This window comes from Acinetobacter sp. P37 (genome assembly GCF_057480965.1).
Genome location: NZ_JBLIYY010000004.1, coordinates 190,684 through 211,484, shown reverse-complemented (window position 1 = coordinate 211,484; position 20,801 = coordinate 190,684). Strand labels below are relative to the sequence as shown.

General features: G+C 41.5%; 17 protein-coding genes. 5 read left to right on the top strand and 12 right to left on the bottom strand.

Annotated elements, in window-relative coordinates; all coding sequences use genetic code 11:
* Nucleotides 1–97 precede the first annotated feature (97 nt).
* From AC25JC_RS05485 to AC25JC_RS05465, 5 genes are read right to left on the bottom strand one after another with little or no spacing between them, the layout of a single operon-like run.
* Complete coding sequence (locus AC25JC_RS05485) at nt 98–1,699, bottom strand: ABC transporter ATP-binding protein (RefSeq protein WP_486923635.1); 1,602 nt, start codon at nt 1,697–1,699, stop codon at nt 98–100.
* Nucleotides 1,674–2,687, bottom strand: a complete 1,014-nt coding sequence (locus AC25JC_RS05480) for an ABC transporter permease (protein WP_180035406.1) — start codon at nt 2,685–2,687, stop codon at nt 1,674–1,676. Before AC25JC_RS05480 ends, AC25JC_RS05485 begins: the two co-directional genes overlap by 26 nt.
* Nucleotides 2,687–3,754 (bottom strand): microcin C ABC transporter permease YejB, encoded by a 1,068-nt coding sequence (locus AC25JC_RS05475; RefSeq protein WP_180035405.1) that lies wholly within the window; start codon nt 3,752–3,754, stop codon nt 2,687–2,689. The genes AC25JC_RS05480 and AC25JC_RS05475 overlap by 1 nt, the downstream gene beginning before the upstream one ends.
* Before the next feature lie 33 nt (nt 3,755–3,787).
* Complete coding sequence (locus AC25JC_RS05470) at nt 3,788–5,632, bottom strand: extracellular solute-binding protein (RefSeq protein WP_486923616.1); 1,845 nt, start codon at nt 5,630–5,632, stop codon at nt 3,788–3,790.
* Between the two features lie 26 nt (nt 5,633–5,658).
* Nucleotides 5,659–8,985 (bottom strand): LysM peptidoglycan-binding domain-containing protein, encoded by a 3,327-nt coding sequence (locus tag AC25JC_RS05465; protein ID WP_486923615.1) that lies wholly within the window; start codon nt 8,983–8,985, stop codon nt 5,659–5,661.
* Between the two features lie 206 nt (nt 8,986–9,191).
* Between AC25JC_RS05465 and dnaQ the strand changes: the two genes are divergently transcribed.
* The 3 genes from dnaQ to nudC all read left to right on the top strand — a co-directional run bounded on the left by dnaQ (nt 9,192) and on the right by nudC (nt 13,233).
* Nucleotides 9,192–10,685 carry a DNA polymerase III subunit epsilon gene (gene dnaQ, locus AC25JC_RS05460; RefSeq protein WP_486923614.1) on the top strand — a complete coding sequence of 498 codons (1,494 nt, stop codon included), beginning with the start codon at nt 9,192–9,194 and terminating at the stop codon, nt 10,683–10,685.
* A gap of 128 nt (nt 10,686–10,813) precedes the next feature.
* Entirely contained in the window at nt 10,814–12,460 is a 1,647-nt protein-coding gene (locus tag AC25JC_RS05455) for a chemotaxis protein (RefSeq protein ID WP_249734680.1), read from the top strand.
* On the top strand, nt 12,460–13,233 hold the full coding sequence (gene nudC / locus AC25JC_RS05450; RefSeq protein ID WP_486923613.1) for an NAD(+) diphosphatase: 774 nt from the start codon (nt 12,460–12,462) through the stop codon (nt 13,231–13,233). Before AC25JC_RS05455 ends, nudC begins: the two co-directional genes overlap by 1 nt.
* A gap of 85 nt (nt 13,234–13,318) precedes the next feature.
* Here nudC and AC25JC_RS05445 read toward each other — a convergent pair whose 3' ends face one another.
* The 4 genes from AC25JC_RS05445 to AC25JC_RS05430 are packed head-to-tail and all read right to left on the bottom strand — an operon-like array spanning nt 13,319 to nt 16,374.
* Entirely contained in the window at nt 13,319–14,191 is an 873-nt protein-coding gene (locus AC25JC_RS05445; protein ID WP_180024161.1) for an alpha/beta hydrolase, read from the bottom strand.
* Between the two features lie 25 nt (nt 14,192–14,216).
* Nucleotides 14,217–14,915, bottom strand: a complete 699-nt coding sequence (locus AC25JC_RS05440; protein WP_427988718.1) for a BON domain-containing protein — start codon at nt 14,913–14,915, stop codon at nt 14,217–14,219.
* Nucleotides 14,916–14,975: 60 nt separating this feature from the next.
* The gene (locus tag AC25JC_RS05435) at nt 14,976–15,383 is read right to left on the bottom strand and encodes a YraN family protein (RefSeq protein WP_180004220.1); all 408 of its coding nucleotides are present in this window, start codon (nt 15,381–15,383) and stop codon (nt 14,976–14,978) included.
* Between the two features lie 46 nt (nt 15,384–15,429).
* Nucleotides 15,430–16,374: a penicillin-binding protein activator gene (locus AC25JC_RS05430; protein ID WP_486923612.1), complete on the bottom strand. Its 945-nt coding sequence runs from the start codon at nt 16,372–16,374 to the stop codon at nt 15,430–15,432.
* Nucleotides 16,375–16,384: 10 nt separating this feature from the next.
* Between AC25JC_RS05430 and rsmI the strand changes: the two genes are divergently transcribed.
* Together rsmI and AC25JC_RS05420 are read left to right on the top strand one after the other, a co-directional pair.
* Nucleotides 16,385–17,227, top strand: a complete 843-nt coding sequence (gene rsmI, locus AC25JC_RS05425) for a 16S rRNA (cytidine(1402)-2'-O)-methyltransferase (protein WP_078189168.1) — start codon at nt 16,385–16,387, stop codon at nt 17,225–17,227.
* A 104-nt stretch (nt 17,228–17,331) separates the two neighbouring features.
* The gene (locus tag AC25JC_RS05420) at nt 17,332–17,775 is read left to right on the top strand and encodes a hypothetical protein (RefSeq protein WP_486923611.1); all 444 of its coding nucleotides are present in this window, start codon (nt 17,332–17,334) and stop codon (nt 17,773–17,775) included.
* 112 nt (nt 17,776–17,887) lie between these two features.
* Here the strand turns inward: AC25JC_RS05420 and AC25JC_RS05415 are convergent, their stop codons facing one another.
* The 3 genes from AC25JC_RS05415 to AC25JC_RS05405 form a co-directional block, all read right to left on the bottom strand.
* Entirely contained in the window at nt 17,888–18,136 is a 249-nt protein-coding gene (locus AC25JC_RS05415) for a hypothetical protein (protein ID WP_078189169.1), read from the bottom strand.
* Nucleotides 18,137–18,310: 174 nt separating this feature from the next.
* Nucleotides 18,311–19,555, bottom strand: coding sequence for an FAD-dependent monooxygenase (locus tag AC25JC_RS05410; RefSeq protein ID WP_486923610.1), 1,245 nt, complete (start codon nt 19,553–19,555; stop codon nt 18,311–18,313).
* Complete coding sequence (locus AC25JC_RS05405) at nt 19,552–20,760, bottom strand: FAD-dependent oxidoreductase (protein WP_486923609.1); 1,209 nt, start codon at nt 20,758–20,760, stop codon at nt 19,552–19,554. Before AC25JC_RS05405 ends, AC25JC_RS05410 begins: the two co-directional genes overlap by 4 nt.
* Between the last annotated feature and the right edge of the window lie 41 nt (nt 20,761–20,801).

Here is a 20,801-nt window from a genome sequence, read left to right as displayed (position 1 = left end):
GAAATAATAAGTCCTGAATATTTACTCTAATTATTATTTTCTAAAGGTCAAGGATATTTTGACAATGACACTTGTCAAAATATCCATAAGTTTGATTTTAGTATTGGCTGGCTTCAATTAATTTACGGGTATAGTCCGTTTGTGGTCGTGCAAATAGATCTGCGGTGTCTTGAAACTCCATGACTTTGGCATGGCGCAGTACCAACACTTTTTGGCACAAGGCTTTGACCACATGTAAATCGTGACTGATAAATAAATAACTCATATTAAATTCTTGCTGCAAACGCCGTAGCAGCTTCACGATGGCTTTTTGTGTCGTCCGATCTAGTGCCGATGTGGGTTCATCGAGTATCAATAATTTAGGACGTAATACCAACGCACGTGCTAAGGCGACTCTCTGCCGTTGCCCACCCGATAATTCATGTGGATAACGCTGCTTAAACGAGCTGGCTAATTCAACTTTCTGCAAAGCTTCATCTATACGCTGTGCAATTTCATTTGCAGATAAATGCTGTAAGACCAGACCTTCGCCGATGGTTTGCTCTACATTGAGCCGTGGATTTAAACTACTGAATGGATCTTGAAAGACGATTTGAAATTCACGACGTAAAGGTCTGAGCTGTTTTTCTGAAAGTTGATTGATGGCGTGTTGATTTAACATAATTTCGCCATCACTTTCTATGAGCCGAGCAATAGCCAGTGCTAGGGAGCTTTTCCCTGAACCACTCTCTCCAACAATACCGATCGACTCACCTTCAGCCATTGTTAAATCCAAAGCTTCTACCGCAACGACATAATTTTTAATGCGATTCAATAAGCCTTGTTTGACTGGGAACTTCACTCCTAACTGGCGTAATTCTAAAAGTGTTTGAGTTTGCGAAACCTGTATTGCTTTACCAAAATCATGGTCTAATAAATTTTGGGTATACGCCTGCTTCGGTTGCTCAAAAATTTCCTGAACACCACCTTGCTCCACCACTTGCCCACGATTCATCACAATCACATGTTCTGCATAGCGCTTGACCAAATTCAGGTCATGGCTAATTAATATCATCGCCATATTACGCTGCTGTTGTAGCGACTTTAATAAATTTAAGATTTGCGCTTGCAATGTGACATCTAAAGCCGTGGTTGGCTCATCAGCGATTAAAATATCAGGATCTAAGGCCAATGCCATGGCAATCATGACACGTTGACGCTGCCCGCCTGATAACTCATGTGGATAGCGTCTTAATTTATCTTCAGCATCAGAAATACCCACATCATTTAATAATTCTATAACCCGCTGCCGAGTTTTTGCCTTCGACCATCCCTGTAACAACAGTGACTCACCAACAATCTTTTCCACCCGATGTAAGGGATTTAAGGCCGTCATCGGCTCTTGAAAAATCATGGCAATTTTCTGTCCACGAATGTTTCGGTGCTGCTCAGGACACAGTCCAAGAATATTCTGTCCATTCAAGCTGACGCTGCCTGTGACCTGCAGATCACTTGGCAACAAACCGAGTATAGCTAGGCTGCTAATCGATTTACCTGAACCGCTTTCTCCAACAATGGCTATCGTTTCACCTGCATGCAATTTAAAATTCAGGTCTTCAACCAAGACCTGTGCTGCATGTGAAATATGTAAATGTTCAACCGCTAATACGATGGGAGGTACATTAACTTGATGATTATTGACGTCTAGGATCGAATGCATCACGTGTCGCCTCCCCAATGTAAATCAATAAAGACAGCACGATCGCTAAGGTAAAGAATCCCGACAAGGCCAACCATGGTGCATTCAGATTATTTTTCCCTTGAAGCAATAACTCACCTAATGACGCTGCATCAGGCGGTAAGCCATAACCTAAGAAATCTAAGGCTGTGAGTGCCGTAATATTTGCCGTAAGCATGAAAGGTAGCTGTGACAAACTCGAACTCATCGCATTTGGTAAGATATGCCGAAACATAATGGTGCTATCTGTAACACCAAGACTCCGTGCTGCACGTACATAGTCAAAATTACGAGCCCGTAAAAACTCTGCACGAACCAAGCCGACTAAAGTGGGCCAGCCAAACAACAGCATAATGACAAAGAGCCAATACACACTCGGCGTAAACATGCTGACCAAAATCATCACCATGAATAGCATCGGGAGCCCACCCCAGACTTCTAAAATCCGTTGTCCAATGAGGTCTACCCAGCCACCATAATAGCCCTGTATCGCCCCAACGATGATGCCCAATATGGCTGAAGCGAAGGTTAATGCAAAGCCAAACAGGAGCGACACACGTAGTCCATATAAAATACGCGCCAGCACATCACGTCCTTGGTCATCGGTACCGAGCCAATTTTGTGCAGTCGGTGCAGATGGCACAGGCACAGCCAACTCTAAATTTGGTGTTTGATAGGAAAATTGAATCAGTGGCCATACAGCCCAACCTTTATCTTCAATCAGTTGCTGCACCACAGGATCTTTATAATCTGCCTCAGTTTCAAATACCCCACCGAAAGCGGTTTCTGGATAACTTTTTAGTACCGGCACATATAAAGAATCATCGTATTTGACCAAGAGCGGCTTATCATTAGCAATAAACTCGACAGCTAGAGACAACATAAAAATCAAGGCAAAACTGATAAAGCATGTAAAGCCTAATTTATTTTCTTTAAAACGTTGAAAACGTGCTTGCATGATCGGAGACATTATTTTGCCCCCTGCGAATCAAAATTAATTCGTGGATCAATCATTTGATACATGACATCACTGATTAATCTTAATATCAGCCCCATCAAGGTAAAAATAAACAAGGTGCCAAAAATGACTGGATAATCACGCTGTACGATGGCTTCAAACCCCAACAATCCCAGACCATCTAAATTGAAAATAATTTCAATAAATAGATTTCCCACAAAGAAGATCCCAATCAATGCTTCTGGTAGACCCGCAATGACTATGAGCATTGCATTACGAAATACATGCCCATACAGCACACGTGATTCAGTCAAACCTTTAGAACGAGCAGCAAGAACATATTGCTTATTCAGTTCTTCCATAAAAGAGTATTTGGTCAGATAAGTTAAGCCTGCAAAACCACCAATTACCATAGCAAACAAAGGCAACGCCATATGCCAAAAATAATCTGCAATTTTGCCAAACACACTTAACTCACCAAAATTCTCTGAAACTAAACCTTGTAGAGGGAACCACTGAAAATATGAACCACCTGCAAAAAAGACAATGAGTAAAATGGCGAAGGCGAAAGCAGGAATGGCGTAACCTATAGCCAATAAAATAGACGTGCTTTTATCAAATAGCAGACCATGTTGACGGGCTTTTTTAATGCCTAAAGGAATAGACACCATATAGATCAGCAAGGTACTCCACAAGCCAAGGGATAAGGATACAGGCAGCTTTTCCCAAAGCAGCTGAGTCACAGGCTTATCTTTAAAAAAACTGGTACCAAAATCTAGCGTTACATAGCCCTTTAACATGAGCCAAAAACGTTCGAATAATGGTTTATCGAAACCATATTGCGCTTCTATTTTTGCCACCATTTCTTCACTGAGACCTTTAGCACCTTGGTATTTACTGCCTGTCGTAGCAGTTTCACCACCACCTGTGTTTCCCATACCTTGAAAGGACTCAGCTTGCTGTATGGCTTGTTCAACAGGTCCTCCCGGTGCAATCTGAATCACGACAAAGTTAATCAGTAAAATGAAAAACAATGTTGGAATAATCAGGAGCAATCTTTTTAAAATATATGTGCCCATGTTGCTTTAACATTCCCTGTCATTCATTAGTATTTATTGTTGGCGCAAATAGTTTGCAACTTTTTTCGATTGCGCTTCATTACTCCACCAATAATCAATACCTGTTGATAATTTTGGTTTTACTTTTGGCTGTTGATACATATTCCAATACGCAAACCATTTTTCACCTTTACCATAGGTTGGAATTTGATAATACCCAGCTCTTAATAATCGATCCAATACTTTGGTACGCACCACCAATTGTTCACGATTTGGTGCCCGAATCACTTGTTGTATGACTTCATCAATGATCGGACTTTTAATGCCAGCATAGTTGTAATTGCCAGGCTGATCCGCCGATGCACTTCCCCAAAATTGCGCTTGCTCATTACCCGGATTGAGCGACTGTGGCATAACATTTGTTGTCATATCAAAGTCTTTCGAACGCATCCGTTCTATATATTGAGGCACGTCCACTTGGCGAATGTTTACAGTCACACCTAAACGTTTCATATTGCGCACAAAAGGCATTAATGTTCGCTGTAAGCCATCTTGGTGAATGAGAAATTCAATACGAATGGCTTGACCATGTCGGTCTAATAATTGACCATTTTTAAATCGATAACCAGCATTTATTAATAGCTGACGAGCAGTCAATAAATTATTTCGATTAAATCCACTAGCATCCGAAACGGGATATTTCCAGTTGGATAACACCCCTTTACGCTCTAAAGGGGTTAATTTCTTTAACAATGGTTTTAAAATTTGCATTTCAGCATCTGATGGCACCCCTTTTGCTTCTAACTCACTATTTGAAAAATAGCTTTGTAAGCGCTGGTATTGACCATAAAACAGAGCTTTATTTTGCCACTCAAAATCATACGTATAAGTTAAAGCTTGCCGAAAACGAATATCATTAAAAGGCGATCGACGCGTATTAAATACAAAACTTTGAGTTGCAATTGGATTTTCATGCTTATCACGATACTTCACCACCATTCCTGCAGTGATGGACGGAAATTTATATTCCGTCACCCATTTTCGTGCTGTAAATTCCTCATGCAAAGTATATTGTCCTGATTTAAAGCCCTCAAATGCGACATCTAAATTTCGGTAATAGACATATTTCAAATGATCAAAATTATATCGTCCGCGATTAATCACTAAATCACGTCCCCAATAATTAGGATTGCGCTTAAAACTAATACTACGGCCAGAATCAATTCGATCAAGTAAATAGGGTCCAGAACCTAAAATCGGCTGCATAGTAATTTTAGTAAAGTCTTTTTTTGCCCAATCTTTTTTGGAATAAATCGGCATTTGCGCCAATATTAATGGCATTTCAGCGTTATTACCCGACTTAAAGGTCATTTTGACTTCATATTTAGATAACACTTGGGTTTTATCTAAATCTGCCAAATACATTTGTAAACCTGGATTTGACTTGGTCTGAAAAGTATCAAAACTAAATTTAACATCTTCAGCAGTGAGTTCTGAACCATCACTAAATCGTGCTTTTGGATTTAAGTGATAAATGACAAAATTAGTATGATCGGGGTCGAACGTTACCTTCTCAGCTAATAATGGATACATCACGCCGGGTTCATCTAAAGAGCTATCCATAAGGGAGTCAAATAAATAATTTACCCCCTCAGCCGCACTGCCCTTACCATTCATACTGTTTAAATTGTCAAATGTCCCATTTGATGAAGTACTTAAATATCCACCTTTGGGTGCAGAAGCATTGGCATAAGGCATGACTTTGACAGAGTCATATTTGGGTGTGCTATGAATCGCAATATAAGGCGTGGTCTGTATCGCAGACCACACACTTTGACCGAACAGAGTAAGCACACAAATCCCAATAGCTTGATGTGCTGATTTGAACGACACCAACATCACTGACAACTCCCTGTAGTCGTTGCTTAATTCGGTACTTTAATCACTTCACCAATACGTAACTGAGCAGACGGTTGCATATCATTCATTTGAGCGAGTTTTGATGTGTCTAGTCCATAGCGACTTGCCAAACCAATCAGCGTATCGCCGCGTTTAATACGGTATTCACTGATAGTTTTAGGGACTTGTAAATTTTGACCGACACGCAGTCCTGCACGGGGGTTCAAGTTATTTAATTCAGCCAATGCTGCTACAGTTAAACCTGTCCGACTAGCAATCGAATTTAAAGACTCGCCTGATTTCACAGTATAGCTTTCAGTATTTGTTGGTTTCACATTGCTCGTAGAGGATTTAGCTTCCGTTTTTTTGGTTTCAGTTGCTTTACTAGCTACATCAGCAGGTAGTTCACCATCTACTTTTAAACGCTGCCCTACACGAATCGCACTATTGGTATTTAGGCCATTTAATTCAGCTAAATAACGTAATTGAAGATGATATTTCTTCGCAATCACACCCAACGTTTCACCTGATTTCACCACATGAATATCGGTCGCATCAACGGAATTCGTTCGTGTATTGGTTTTGCTTTCAATTTTGGTCGCCTCAGCTTTGGTTTCTACTTTAACCGGTGTGACATCACCTGTTAATTTTAATTTCTGCCCAACGCGTAGACCAGAACTACGCTCTATACCATTTAAATTTGCGACATAGTCCATGCCTAAATCATAGCGACTAGCAATGCCTGTCAGTGTATCGCCAGACTGCACCACATATGTATCCGGAACAGTTGAACTTGCAGGAACTTTAATGCTTTGCCCAGCCATCAGCCCACTATTTACCGACATATCATTTAGACTCGCCAATTCTGACAAACTGATTTTTGACCGCGTCGCAATACTGTAAAGCGTATCACCACGCTGCACTTTATAGCTTTCAACTTTATACGCAGGATCAACTTTGACATTTTCAATGCGATTCACGACTTTGCTTTCGAGCTTCTCAACTTCTGCTACAGCTTGTAATGGCACATTAATTTTTTGCCCCACCATCAAGCTACTGCCAGCCGTTAAGCCAGTTGTTAAATCTGCCAACTCTTGATTTGACAGCGCATAACGATCTGCAATGAGTTTTAGATATTCACCACGTTTTACCGTGTAGGATTTGGTTTGAACTTTTGCAGGTTTTTCGACAACTTGAGCGGCTTTCTTGTCAGCTTCCAATTTTGCTTTCGATGCAGGCGTTTCTTTTAGGGATAATTTCTGTCCAACATATAAACCACTCGTGGTGGTTAAACCATTGTAGTCGGCGAGTTGCTTCGTACTTAAACCAAATTGACTCGCAACAGCTGTAAGACTGTCATTTGCTTTCACCACATAGCTATCTGCGATAGGCTTAGCTTTCGATTCTTCATTATTTTGCACAATCGGTTTCGCATCATATAAATAGATGGTCGTACCGACATACAAGGTCGAATCTGGCGAAATTTGGTTCCAAGCTGCAATATCACGCCAATTCACGCCATTTTTCATCGCAATCAACGCTAATGTGTCGCCCGCCAAAACTGTATAAGTACTGCGTTTACCTTTAGGTGGTACAACTACAATTTCAGAATCTGTACGAATGACATTTTTACCTTGGTTGCGTTTGGCTTCTTCCGAATCTGCACCTGTATTTTCAGCCACGCTTTTCGGGTAAGAGAACCCTTTCGTCAGTTCTTTACCTTGTTGGTCTGCAATTGACTGACTGGTCTGAATCGCAGTCAACTTAATCTTGCCATCATAAGGATCGACAATTTCAGTGCCTTTCGGCGCAATAGCTTTAATTTCCTGAACGACTTCTTCTTGTTCTGCTTTAGTCGCTACTGGTTTTAATACATCTTCTATTGTTTTGGTCTCACCTTCAGCTTTAATAGCCGCCATGATTTGCTCACGCTCATTTGCGCTGAGTGGTGGCTCGACAGACACGGCTTTCACAGGCGTCGAAGGTGTTACAGCGACTGGAATACGCGGCGCACTTGGAATATCACTATTCGATGCAAAAGCAGCCAAAGCAGATGATCCTATTGGCGTTTTGCCTTTCGTTCCTGATGGAACACTCGGCGTTACCGTTGCAGCGACTACAGGTAGTTTGGCAGAAGCTGTCACTGTCGGCTGTGTTTTAAGCGTAGGTGGCGTCACTTTAGCGGGCTGAATAGTTTTACTATTTAATTCCGGCGGAGTAACACGTGACGGTGTTATTTCAACATTATTTTTTGGTAAGTTATAAGTTGAATTACTTGCCCAATAACCTGATGAACCACCTGATTGTAATTTCTTCAAACGTGCATCGACTGATGGACTCACATCCGCAGGAATTAAAATCCGCATTGGGCTACTGCTGTCAATCACATCGCCACGATGCCCGGGATTTAGTGCATAGAGTTCTGCACGGCTTAAACCGGTAATAGATGCAATTTCATTTAAATTTGCAGGCCCTACAGCCACTTCACGAAAGTGTGGACGGTTGGCAATTGGCGGTAAACTTACGCCATAAGCACTTGGATTTTTAATAATTTGAGCAACAGCCAAGAAACGTGGGACATAGTTCATGGTTTCTTGGGGCAGTTTTAGTGACCAATAATCCGTTGGCAAACCTGCCGCACGGTTACGGTTAATCGCCTGTTGAATGCGGCCCGGCCCTGCATTATATGCAGCCAAAGCCAATTCCCACGAACCGAACTGGTTATGTAGCGCACCTAAAAACTCATAAGCTGCACGCGTTGATTCCACTACGTCACGACGACCATCATACATTGAGGTTTGTTTTAAGCCGTAAATACGTCCAGTACTTGGAATAAATTGCCATAAGCCCGCTGCGGCTGCACTTGAGGTTGCTGCTGGGTCATAAGAACTTTCAATCACTGGTAATAACGCCAACTCAGTCGGCAAACCACGACGTTCTGCTTCTTTAACCGTGTGATATAAATAACGGGACGCACGCGCACTTAAACGATCAATATATGGTTGACGTGAAATAAACCAACCACGCTGCGCTTCAATTCGCGTATCCCAGTGGTTCAAATCCATTTTGAAACCCACAGTCATACGCTTCCAGACATCACCATGCTTCAGTACTAAAAGGCGATCGCCTTCTACGGCACGCATGTCTGTTGCAGAAAGTAAATCTTCGAGTGAATCTAAACTATTGGCATCGAGAAAGTTTGAGCCAACTTGTTTACTTGCTGAGTTCTGCTTAGTCGTTTGCGATGAAGAACAGCCCGTCAGACCAAGAGCTGCGAGCGCAGAACCCAAGACTGTAAATTTAAAAATTTGTGGTAACGTAGGCTGCCAGACAGTCGCAGTTGATTTATACATAAAAAAATCCAGACAACTCATATAAAATTTATTTTTTAGATATGCCATTGTAGTGAAGCAGAACACAGACACAAGGCGTTAATTTAACGCTATTTCAGTATAAATGTTACAAGAAATTAAAAAAATCGCCAGAAATGGATTTCTCTCTGTCATTTGCGTTATACAATATACGGTTCTCAATGCTTGTTTTTCTCCGGATTTGATTTATGTCTCAAACAATCACGCTTTATGTTGATGGTGCATGTAAAGGCAACCCTGGCTTAGGGGGTTGGGGGGCGTATATCATCCGTGAAACTGGAGAAGAAAAACTCTGCGGCGGTGAAGCTGAAACCACCAATAACCGTATGGAATTGACTGCTGCAATTGAAGGCATTCAACACTGTCCGTCCGATGCAAAACTGATTATTTGGACAGACTCTAACTATGTCAAACAAGGCATTACCGAGTGGATACATGGTTGGAAAAAGAAAAACTGGAAAGATGTTAAAAATCCTGATCTGTGGAAATTACTGGATGCAACTTGTCAGGGTCGGGAAATTGAATGGAACTGGATTAAAGGGCATGCAGGCCATCCGGGAAATGAAATGGCCGATCAATTGGCCAATCTAGGCGCAGAAAAAACCCTCGAACAGATCAAACTAGCGGCATCAACTACAGCTGAAGCACCTAAAAAAAAAGCTGAACCCGACTGGCTATTAAATGATCCGTTTGGGCTTGAATTTGCTGATAGCGAGGATGAAGCAGAAGAAATCTCTGAAGAAGCTATGATTGCAAATGACAGCATTGTTGAAGCTTCAAGTCAGGAAACTTCAATTGCTCAGCCGCTAGAAATTGCTCCGTCACGTGAAATGACTACTTACACAGCGATCAATGCAGAGCAGATTGATAACATTACGATAGAACAACAAGCAACTGACACGGCGAGTCCAGATGCTCCTACACAGTCTAAGCAAGCTGCTGAAATCCATCCAATGATTGTCATTACACCAGCAACCGTCGATGTATCTGGCCCACGACAATTAATTTTAGATACGGAAACCACAGGTTTCTATTTCCAAGATGGCGACCGTATTATTGAAGTCGGTGCGGTGGAAATGATTAACCGCAAACTGACCGGTAGCTCAATTCATATTTATATCAACCCGCAAAAACCTGTCGGTGAATCTGAAAATATTCACGGAATCAGTGATGACTTTCTAAAAGACAAACCACTGTATGCTGAAATTGCTGATGTCTTATTTGACTATCTAAAAGGCGCAGAAATCATTGCGCATAACGCAACCTTCGATATGAACTTCCTTGATATGGAGTTCAAACGTGCCGGTTTTATGGCCTTATCTGAAGTTTGCGAAGTCACCGATACCTTGGCTATGGCCAAAGCCAAGCATCCAGGCCAGAAAAACTCACTCGATGCATTAGTGCGTCGTTACGAAATTCCACAACGTGACCGTACTTTCCATGGTGCCTTACTCGATGCGGAAATCCTGTCTGACGTATACCTAGCCATGACGGGCGGTCAGGTATCCTTTGATATCGATGCCCTAACCCACTCGCAAAATGAAGATGGTTCGCAAACCCGCGCCGCTGTTGAAATTGAATTACCCGTGATTTTACCTTCAGCAGATGAACTTGAAGCCCATGAGACATGGGTCAAACAATTTGAAGAAAAACATGGTACACCTTGCCTTTTTGCGAAATAAAATCTAAATTTCGTGTTACTTTTTGTATATAAACAATTCTTACATACGCTATAGTAAAACCATAAACATGGACCGCCTTAAGGGGCGGTTAATAAACAAGATAAAACATCTAGGAAAGGTGCAGATACATGTCTTACCAAACCTCTATCCATTTTGATCCAACGGCTTTGCTGATAATAAAAAATGAGGTTGATAACTCAATCAAGTTAGTCGAATCAGCAGTCAGCACCTTAGTTGAAGATCAAACTTTACCTTTCGGGATTGATGATGCACTGATTCAATTTGAACAATGTGCTCAAGTACTAGCTTTAGTTGATATGCCAAGTTTGGCAAAAATCGCTCAATATTCAGCAGAGTTAATGCGCAAGATCATGGGGAATCCTGCGCAAATTAACACTCAAGAGGTCATCGCACTGAGCGAAGGCACGACCATGCTGAAACGCTATATCGAATTTATCTGCCTACGTGAAGTTAAAATTCCACAATTCCTGCTGGACAGTCTTAATCGTCTAGAACTATCTTTAGGTAAACCTCTAACGTCGGAAGGCCAACACATTGAGTCCCTACTCGATTGTATTACTCCTGACTTTGACCTACCTCAAGCTCCTGCACTTGAAAAATCAAAATACGTTCACCGTCTGTATAAGTTGGCTTTGAATAAATTGATTAAACAAGAAGAAACTGAGCTAGATCTGCAAGCGATTAAATTGGTCGGTGCGTATTTAGCAGGTCTTTCAGACAAACATCCAAGCAAACAATATTGGAACTTGGTTTTTGTTGCGTTTAATCAAATTGATCAAATCTTAATTACCGATGCTCGTTTACGTACCTTGGTAAGCATTGAACGCAATATGGCTCAATATTTTGCAGGAACTGAGCGCTTTAAAGCATCCATTTCTGATTTAGCCAATGTCTTAAGTCTAAACATTAGCCAAGAAGATGACATTTCTCATCATATTCGTGGCAAATTAAATATCGGTGAAGACCTTCTTACCGACACCCAATTGCAAGTTTTCAGTCGTCATTTATATGGTCCTGACTTCGACACCATGCATACCATTGGTGAATTGGTTACGACTGAAATGACGCAAATTCGTAATGATATTGAATTTAACTATCAAAATATGACGCCTGAAAAAACCCAAGAACTTCAAGCGAAATTAAACGAATTGGCAAATATTTTCAAAGTCTTGAACTTAAATGAAGCGTATAACGACCTGTCGCGTCAAGCTGCGTCATTAGGTAATGCTGAGATTTTACAAGATGAAAGCTTTGCCCAGCAGTTGATGAACAATATCTTGTCTGCCATGAACTCGATTGGTGTGCTTGAGCGTCATCACACTTCTAGCCGCTTACAACTTCGTGTGAATAATATGAATATTTCACTCGACCGTTTAGATGAAGCACACGCTGCTCTGTTAAATGAGACCAAGGTTTTAATTGATGCTGCTAGCCAATCTTTGGTTCAGTATTTACAAAACCAAGATTTGACACAACTTGAAGCGACTGCAACTCAATTCCGTGAAATTGGTGGTGCGATGTTGTTCCTCAATGCAGATGCGGCTCAAAATGCGCTGAATTCAACAGCTCAATTCATTTTGAAACGTGTTGAGTCTTCAACAGCCATTGAAGCAAATGAAGTGAATCAAGCATTAGATTCATTGGCAAGCGCCGATATGTTGATTGACAATTTAAAGAACAAACAACCTGTTTTACAGGGCATGTTTAAGGTAGCATTGGACAGTAGCGAAAAACTGAAATCAGCAGCAGCCTAATGTCTAAATTATCACTTGCGTATATCTTCAAACAACAGCAATTGCTGGTCGATGAAAACTTTCAACTTCCCGAAGTTGAGCAACTCGCAAGTGATTTAAATATTGGCACGGGTGATCAAGTGATTGCCCGTGATCTACTTGAAAATGAGCCAATTCCTGATGGCTTACAACTCATTCCTATTCGCCAGCTTCTACAACTTTGGAATGTACAGCAATTTGAACAAGCCAGCCGTGCTATTCAACTCTTAGAATGGCGCCGTAATCATAAATTTTGTAGCCACTGTGGTACAGCAACTCAAGTCCACGCCACAGAATATGCCATGGTTTGCCCTGCTTGCGGTTATCACCAATACCCTCGTGTAAACCCCTGTGTCATTACCGTCATTACCCGTGGTGAAGATGAAATCTTATTGGCTAAAAATGCGAAAAATGTCCGGGCAATGTATGGGCTGATCGCAGGTTTTGTTGAAGTCGGTGAAACTTTAGAAGAAGCAGTTCGTCGTGAAACTGAAGAAGAAGTTGGGCTGAAGGTCAAAAATATTCAATATCTGGCAAGCCAACCTTGGCCCTTCCCAAGTAATTTAATGATCGCCTTTAAAGCAGAATATGCTTCAGGTGAACTTCAATTACAAGAAGAAGAAATAAGTGATGCGGCTTTCTTTAAATTTAATGCATTACCTGAAATTCCATTCAAAGGAAGTATCGCCCATTCGATGATTATGCATGTCATCCATGGGTCTGCTGTTGCAGATGACACCGAAGCATGGTTATAAGTAGCTATTTTTAGTAAATAAATCATGCAATAAAAAAACCGCCATACTTGGCGGTTTTTTATTTTCAATCATTTAACCAAAGACATTAAGGTGGACTAATTTCATCGAGTACACGCATGATTTCAGCTTTGGTTTTAAAGAAGCGACTAAATAGACTCGAAACTGAACCAATCATCGTGATGTGCCCAACACGAGGGATTTGAATCAATTGACTATGGTTGCCTGAGGCTTTTAATCGACGATCAAAATCTTCACTATTGCTATGGCCAACAATATTGTCTTTATCCGCAGTGAATAGATAATGCTTCACTTGATTGTGCTCAACAAAATAATACGGCATCACTTGTTGATACGGTACATTTTGATCAAAGGCATCTGCACAAATCGGATCACCTTTATAATCAAAATGATATGGCCCTGCCAATCCCACAATTGCACGAATATTCTCTTTCACTTGTAGCTGATAAGGCGTCGGATGATACAGTGCAGACATGACATTAAATGCCCCTGCCGAATGTCCCATTAACACCACATTTTCCACTTCAATCTGCAACTTATGCTGAGACTGCGTCAAATAGTTTAATGCAAGGCTAAGATCATCAATTGAAGCCGGAAAAATATATTCAGGTGCGAGATGGTAATTGATGACAGCAACATCGAAGCCTTCTTTGGCAAAAGCTTCACCAATAAATCCATAGTCCTTTTTGTCACCATGCATCCACGCTCCACCATGTACAAACACGATTAGTGGACGTTGCTGACGAGGTGCTGACGTGCGATACAAATCTAGGCGATGGCGCGCTTTTAGACCATAAGGGATATTGTTTTGAACATGATATCCTTGTTTGGGTGTCAGTCGATTTAATGCATAACTGCCAAAATCATATAACCGAAAATTTCGGTATAAAGATTTAGCCAAATCCATTTTTTGCTGAAGCCGCAGAGACCATTGATTCATATTTTACAGCATCATTTCCGACATTTTATTGAGCATTTGGATCGACAGCATCCGGATCTATCGCTACAGGCGTTTGTACTTCAGGTTGCACATTACCTACAGCAGGTGTGGTGTAACTTGAGTTAATTGAACGTGCCTGTGGATTTGGGTTCTGATCAATATTATCGATTAAAGTGACAATTCGCGTTACATTACCCACTTGTTGCAAGATTTGATTTAAGTCTGTGATTTCCGCACTGTTTAAACGGCCCATCACATAAAGAACAGCATCTTCAGTATGAATGTGTACTTTGCTGTCAGATACCACAGGCGCTTTCATAATCAAACCACGGGTATTCGCAGTGACCGCAGTATCTTGCATGATGGTGCTATAGCTGATCTGATTACCCACTGTAATATAGTTATGTACAGTTTTGACATCACTCATTGAACGGACATTTTCTTCTGCCAATTCTTTCAAATGATTATCTGGCACTTGCCCAGTCAATAAGACATTGCCATGAAAACTTTCAATATTGACACGTGACTGTTTAAAACGATTATCTAATTTATATAAATTAATTTTTGCTGTTCGAACAATGGAAGAGTCAATAAAAACTTGTCCCAATGAGCGTGCGCCGCTTTCAGTTCCTACAGGTGCTGATCCTGTTCCATTCGAAATAAAACTCGCACAGCCAGATAAACTTGCGACACAAAGCATCGTTATTGCAATACGCTTAACCACTCAGCACGACTCCTCAAATTTCCACACGTATTTTTCTATGCGTTTACACAGTTTGTTTTATCAAAGATTAATCAACTCTTGATCAAAAGTAAAAGCATTTTCAATCCATTGCTGATGATACGGGTATTTAGAAAAGTCTTGCTGTAGTGTTTTTGCAAAGTGTTGATAAAAATCAAAACAAATTGCATCAAAGCGACAATAATAATTTTGAAAATGTGACTGTTCATTTAAAAAATGCAACGCAGTCTTCATCATCTTACGTTGTTTGTGAATTGAGATACTTTCGATGGCTTGGGCATAGCGGGTATTCGAACGGGCTTTAACTTCGATAAACACCAATTCTTGACCACGTGCAACGATCAAATCAATTTCACCATAACGACTATGATAATTCTGTTGCACCTGTACATAGCCTTGCTGCTCAACCAAACGCAGCGCTTGCCGTTCTGCCCACTGCCCCAGATTCATCTGTCCCAAATTCATCTGCTCTAAGTTTAGCTGCATCGTTTCATCCCTAAAGTGAGATCGCCACGATGCCTTTTTTACTTCGCTCATAGCAGTGAGGAACACGCTGAATATTATTTTGACTAATTTTGATTAGTCCTGTTCGCCCCTGAAATTCCATGCTTTTTAATTTCGGTTCTTGCAAATATTGTTTTGCGATATGCCATGTGTCTCCGCCAAAAGCTAAAAGACGTTGATATGGCATATCTACTGGGTTTTCCTCATAAGCTCGGATCAGGTCAGGCCAACGCGCGTCATGCAATGCAGGTGCATCACAAAATTTCAGCCCTACAGGAATGGGCTTTGTGGCTTCAATCGCATTGGCAACGGTATATAGTTTTGGTTTAGGTAGTTTTTTTTGACTGTTTAACCATTCATTATTGCCCAGCAACAGCACCCCTTGATTTTTGTCCAGCTTCGTTGGGAGCTGTTCAACCACTTGAATCGGCACTGAACTTTGGCTGATTAAGGACATGAGCAATAATTCATGTTCTGCCTCAGTTGCAGGCTGACGTAACACTAATACTTCCGCTAATTTGTCTTTTTCGAAGACTTTTTGGAGTGCTAGGGCATCATCCCGTTTCGATAGACTGTACTGCCAGACGTTTGGAATTTGGCTCGTCGTTTCATTTAAAGCCAACACGCGGACTTTAGGCTTTGCTTTTACAAGTGCTTCAACATCTTGGCGTGCTAAAGGGCCAATCACCAATTGAGTTTTTTTATTTACCTGTTGCTTCAATATCGCCGCAATTTGCTTTTGATTTGAATCCACAAACTTAATGGGTACTTTGTAATCTGATGATTGATATGCGCTATTGAAACCTTGCTTAATACTGGATGCGGCTCGCGCCATAGGGCCAGATTCAGGTAGAATGACCAAGACGTCTGCCTGTGCAGCAGTAAACTGACTGCTTAAAAGGCAAAGACCCAAAATTTTGTTCTTATTATCCAACATGGAGAAACCTATGAGTGCTCAGTTATTTGTTGTTGCAACTCCAATCGGGCACTTAGATGATATTAGTTATCGTGCAATTGAGGTATTGAAGTCGGTTAAAATTATTGCCGCCGAGGATACACGAACTTCCGCACAATTACTTAAACATTTTAGTATCAATACGCCTTTAACTGCTTGTCACGACCATAACGAAAGCAACAAAATAGACCAGCTCATTGAACGCCTAGAAAAAGGTGAAAATATGGCGCTGATCAGTGATGCAGGCACGCCATTAATCAGTGACCCTGGCTTTAAACTGGTTCGTGCTGCACAAGAAAAAAATATTCGTGTCATTCCTGTGCCGGGTGCCTGTGCTGCCATTGCAGCTCTCAGTGCTGTCGGCCTACCCAGTGACCGTTTTAGTTTCGAAGGCTTTTTACCTTCTAAACAGTCACAACGTCTTTTAGCACTGGAAAAATTGAAAGACGAAACTCAAACCATGATTATTTATGAAGCGCCGCACCGTATTGTGGACTGCCTAAAAGATATGTCGAATGTCTTTGGTGCAGATCGTCCTGTGGGCTTTGCACGTGAAATTACCAAAACATTTGAAACCATTAAAAAAATGTCTTTGGGTGAATTGGTTCATTTTGTCGAATCTGATCACAATCAGCAAAAAGGCGAAATCGTTTTGGTAATTGGTGGTGCGACCGAAGAAAAAGACCTAGAGCAAGAAAAGTTAGACAAATTGCTGACACGTTTACTTCAAGACTTGTCCGTTAAAGCTGCCTCTCAGTTGGCGGCAGATTTAACTGGAATTAAAAAGAAAGTAGCCTATCAACGTGCTTTAGAATTAACCCAAGCGAACGATTAAGCTTAATTTTTTTTATTTTTAATTTGAACCGCTTATGGGACCTACGGGTTCCATAAGCTATCCCATACAATAATTTAAATAGAATGAAAAAAGTTGCTTATAACATGTCCATAAATCTGTCTGTCAAAAAACCGCTGATGTTCATTCTCTTTAATCTGGTTTGGCTCACCGCCCTTGCACATATTATTTATACTGGCATTCAACCCTATCCGCACTATATTAGTGGCGAGCAAATGACGGCCGATCATAGCGTGATTGCGATGGTCTGTGGATATTGTTCCCTCTATTTTGTAGTCGGTAATTTACTGAAACTGAGCCACTTTTGGGATAGGCATCGCTATTGGGCTTATGTCGTTTTGAGTGCGGTATTACTTTTTCAATCTTTTGTCGCTGCTGTGGCGGCCATGCATGCACCGCCGTATATTTCTGCATTCATTATCAATTGTATGTTTTTGCTTTTACTGCATTTTGTGTTCTATCCTATTTTCGCGATCAGTCGTAAATATATGAAGCCAAAGACGGCTCGAAGCGACTTCACATCTTATTAACGACTTAACTTCTTGAGCAAACATGCTACAGAGTTAAAAAATGAATGACGTTCATCATCGCGCAAGCGAATGAAGCAAAAAAAAACACCACATGACGTGGTGTTTTTTCATTTTAATCTTTTGCCGATTCGTCTGGAGGGACTTCGGTAATACGACCACCACGCGCTAAGAACGCAGCAACTTCATCTTCAAGCGCCTGACGTTGTTTTAGTTTTGCAGTCACTGTTAATGTTTCAGCTTCAGAGGTGTCACCATCAGAGGCAGAATCAGCTGCGTCACCTGCACCTTTTTCAGCTGCTTGTGCTTCATCTTCATCAACTACTGAATCTTCTGGATCATCATAATCGTTCATATCAGTCATTGTGTTCTCCCCGCGAATGACTTCTGTTTGCCAGCGAATGGCTGGTTTTAAATTAACAGAAATTTAGCAATCTCTGAGCATTTCGACTAGTACCCACAATCAAAAAATCGTATCTTTTTTAATCAAAATCGTAACCTTGTTTATATGACTGTCTAAAAAATATCTGACTTTGACCTAAGCTGCGTAAATTGTATCTTTTAGAATACTCAAACCATTGGCTTGAGCCATAAACGCATCTTTTAGAACAGTCTGATTTTCCACTTGTTTTAAACCAAAGTTTCGCGCCCACACCACAGGAGAAAAAGTGGTAGTTTCTAACCAACCAATTGCGGACATACTATGCATCATGGCATCGTTTTGCCCTTTACGGCGGTGCTCATAGCGCTTCAAACTTTGTTCATGTGCCCACACACCCCGTTTTTTATCGGTCAAAAGCACATCGCAAAGTACTGCTGCGTCTAAACAGCCAATATTCACGCCTTGTCCTGCAAGTGGATGAATCACATGAGCCGCATCACCAATCAACGCCAGACCATCATGAACGTATTGCTGCGCAGCTCGTGCCTTCAATGGAAATTTGGCACGTGGTGTTGCTTCTAAGACTTCACCGAGCATGTGATGACTTTCTCGAGTGAGCAACGCAGTAAATTCCACATCGGATAAAGCCACATATTCATCGGCATAATCATCTGGTAAGGTCCACACAATCGATTGCCAATAACCGCTTTCTTCTTTTTTCAGACTCGCCATCGGCAAAAATGCCAAAGGTCCTGTTTCTAAGAAAATTTGACGCGCTACATGCTGATGCGTTTGGGCGGTTTTAATTGCACAGCTTACACCGGCTTGTTTATAGTCCAGCACATCTAGATCGATGAAAGCTTGCTCACGGACAAATGAGTTTGCACCATCTGCACCAATCACCAGTTTTGTTTTGAGCTGGGTACCATCTGCAAGGTGAATGATCCACACACCAACGCCACGCTCAACTCGACTGACCTTAACTTGGGTTCGGTAGTCTTCAAGCTGTTCTAGCATTTTTTGTTGAATGGCTAAATTCAATACACTTGGTTCAACCATTGAACCTAAAGCTTGCTCAACAGATGGTGTTTGCTCTGCCACATGTCCAAAATTGATTTCACCATAGCCATTTTTATTCCATACCTGCATGCCTGTATACGGCTGCTGACGTGCAAGTTTTTCCCAAACGCCCACAGTCTTGAGTAAATGAATAGTGGCTTGACTGAGCGCCAAAACTCGAGGATTCGCAACACTTTTGGTTTTTTCTGCATCCAAAATAGGTGCCGCATCCAATACCGTAGCCTGCACACCGCCTTGCGCCAATAACAATGCCGTTAAGCCACCGACCAAGCCACCGCCTACAATCACTGCATCCAGTACATTTGTTTGATTTAAACTCATGCTTTTAGCCCCATTGCATAATTCGCGACCAAAGGCTTAATCCCCGGAATGGTGTCAAAGGCAACTAATCCAGTATTGCGAATCAATTTTAAAAATGGGTTCTGGTTGCTAAAACCACGAACAACTGAATCACAGAATTTAATCACCCGCTGCTGATCGGTCAGGCGCGATTTTTCATAATCAAGCAACATACCTGCATCACCCAGATCTGCATTTTTTTCAACTTGCTCTTTTAAATAACGGCGTAGTACATAGGCATCGCGCATACAAAGATTGAAGCCCTGACCTGCCACTGGATGAATGGTATGTGCTGCATTACCCATCAACACTACACGTCCAACTGCTTGTTTCTCTGCAAGTACTTGCGACAATGGGAAGCTGAAACGTTTACCAGTTTTTTGGAATTTACCTGCACGGTCGCCATAGGTTTCTTGTAAAGCATCTAAGAAGTGCTGATCATTTTCATCACCCATCCACTCGCCTTCAGTTCCTTTAGGAACAGGCCAAACCACTGAGCGACGGTATTCACCTGGAAGTGGCAGCAGCGCTAGCGGACCAAGCGGACTAAAACGCTCGAAACCGACATGACCATGCGGTTTAGAGGTTTGTACTGTAGTGACAATCGCCACTTGGTCATAATCATGCACCGATGCGCCAATACCTAAGGCTTTACGGCAGAATGAATCACGGCCATCTGCTGCAATCACAATTTTAGATTGTAGTTTGAGCTGTTCTTCAGCACGCTTTGCTTCAATATAGGCATGGTCTGCATCCTGCGTCAGCGAAGTCACTTGTACGCCGTCAATTAATTCTATCAGCGGTTCTTTTTTGACTTCTGTGAGCAGCACACGGCCTAACCATGCATTTTCAATCACCTGCCCAAAGCTTTCGACTTTTTCTTGTTCTGCTTTGAGTCTTGCCTTACCAAAACTGCCTTGCTCTGTAATATTCACTTCTAAAATAGGTGTGGCGTGTTCCTGCAAAGCATCCCAGAGGCCTAGTTCTTGATAAATTTGCACCGTACGGCGTGACAAGGCGCTATTTCGTGCATCAAAACTCGAGTGATATGGAGCAAGGTTTGCATCATCATAATTGGGGTATTTGATTGCTTCGAGTAGCTTTACGCCAATCTTTGCTTTTGCCAACATCAATGCCAGACTCAGTCCGACCATTCCACCACCCACAATGATGACTTCTTGCTGCATGCTTGTTTCCTTTTTTATGTTGTATTCGAATTCAGGAGAGG

Coding starts and splice junctions, on each gene's coding strand:
- AC25JC_RS05485 (WP_486923635.1), bottom strand. CDS start 1,699: ATGCATTCGATCCTAGACGTCAATAATCATCAAGTTAATGTACCTCCC.
- AC25JC_RS05480 (WP_180035406.1), bottom strand. CDS start 2,687: ATGTCTCCGATCATGCAAGCACGTTTTCAACGTTTTAAAGAAAATAAA.
- AC25JC_RS05475 (WP_180035405.1), bottom strand. CDS start 3,754: ATGGGCACATATATTTTAAAAAGATTGCTCCTGATTATTCCAACATTG.
- AC25JC_RS05470 (WP_486923616.1), bottom strand. CDS start 5,632: ATGTTGGTGTCGTTCAAATCAGCACATCAAGCTATTGGGATTTGTGTG.
- AC25JC_RS05465 (WP_486923615.1), bottom strand. CDS start 8,985: ATGTATAAATCAACTGCGACTGTCTGGCAGCCTACGTTACCACAAATT.
- dnaQ (WP_486923614.1), top strand. CDS start 9,192: ATGTCTCAAACAATCACGCTTTATGTTGATGGTGCATGTAAAGGCAAC.
- AC25JC_RS05455 (WP_249734680.1), top strand. CDS start 10,814: ATGTCTTACCAAACCTCTATCCATTTTGATCCAACGGCTTTGCTGATA.
- nudC (WP_486923613.1), top strand. CDS start 12,460: ATGTCTAAATTATCACTTGCGTATATCTTCAAACAACAGCAATTGCTG.
- AC25JC_RS05445 (WP_180024161.1), bottom strand. CDS start 14,191: ATGAATCAATGGTCTCTGCGGCTTCAGCAAAAAATGGATTTGGCTAAA.
- AC25JC_RS05435 (WP_180004220.1), bottom strand. CDS start 15,383: ATGAATCTGGGGCAGTGGGCAGAACGGCAAGCGCTGCGTTTGGTTGAG.
- AC25JC_RS05430 (WP_486923612.1), bottom strand. CDS start 16,374: ATGTTGGATAATAAGAACAAAATTTTGGGTCTTTGCCTTTTAAGCAGT.
- rsmI (WP_078189168.1), top strand. CDS start 16,385: ATGAGTGCTCAGTTATTTGTTGTTGCAACTCCAATCGGGCACTTAGAT.
- AC25JC_RS05420 (WP_486923611.1), top strand. CDS start 17,332: ATGTCCATAAATCTGTCTGTCAAAAAACCGCTGATGTTCATTCTCTTT.
- AC25JC_RS05415 (WP_078189169.1), bottom strand. CDS start 18,136: ATGACTGATATGAACGATTATGATGATCCAGAAGATTCAGTAGTTGAT.
- AC25JC_RS05410 (WP_486923610.1), bottom strand. CDS start 19,555: ATGAGTTTAAATCAAACAAATGTACTGGATGCAGTGATTGTAGGCGGT.
- AC25JC_RS05405 (WP_486923609.1), bottom strand. CDS start 20,760: ATGCAGCAAGAAGTCATCATTGTGGGTGGTGGAATGGTCGGACTGAGT.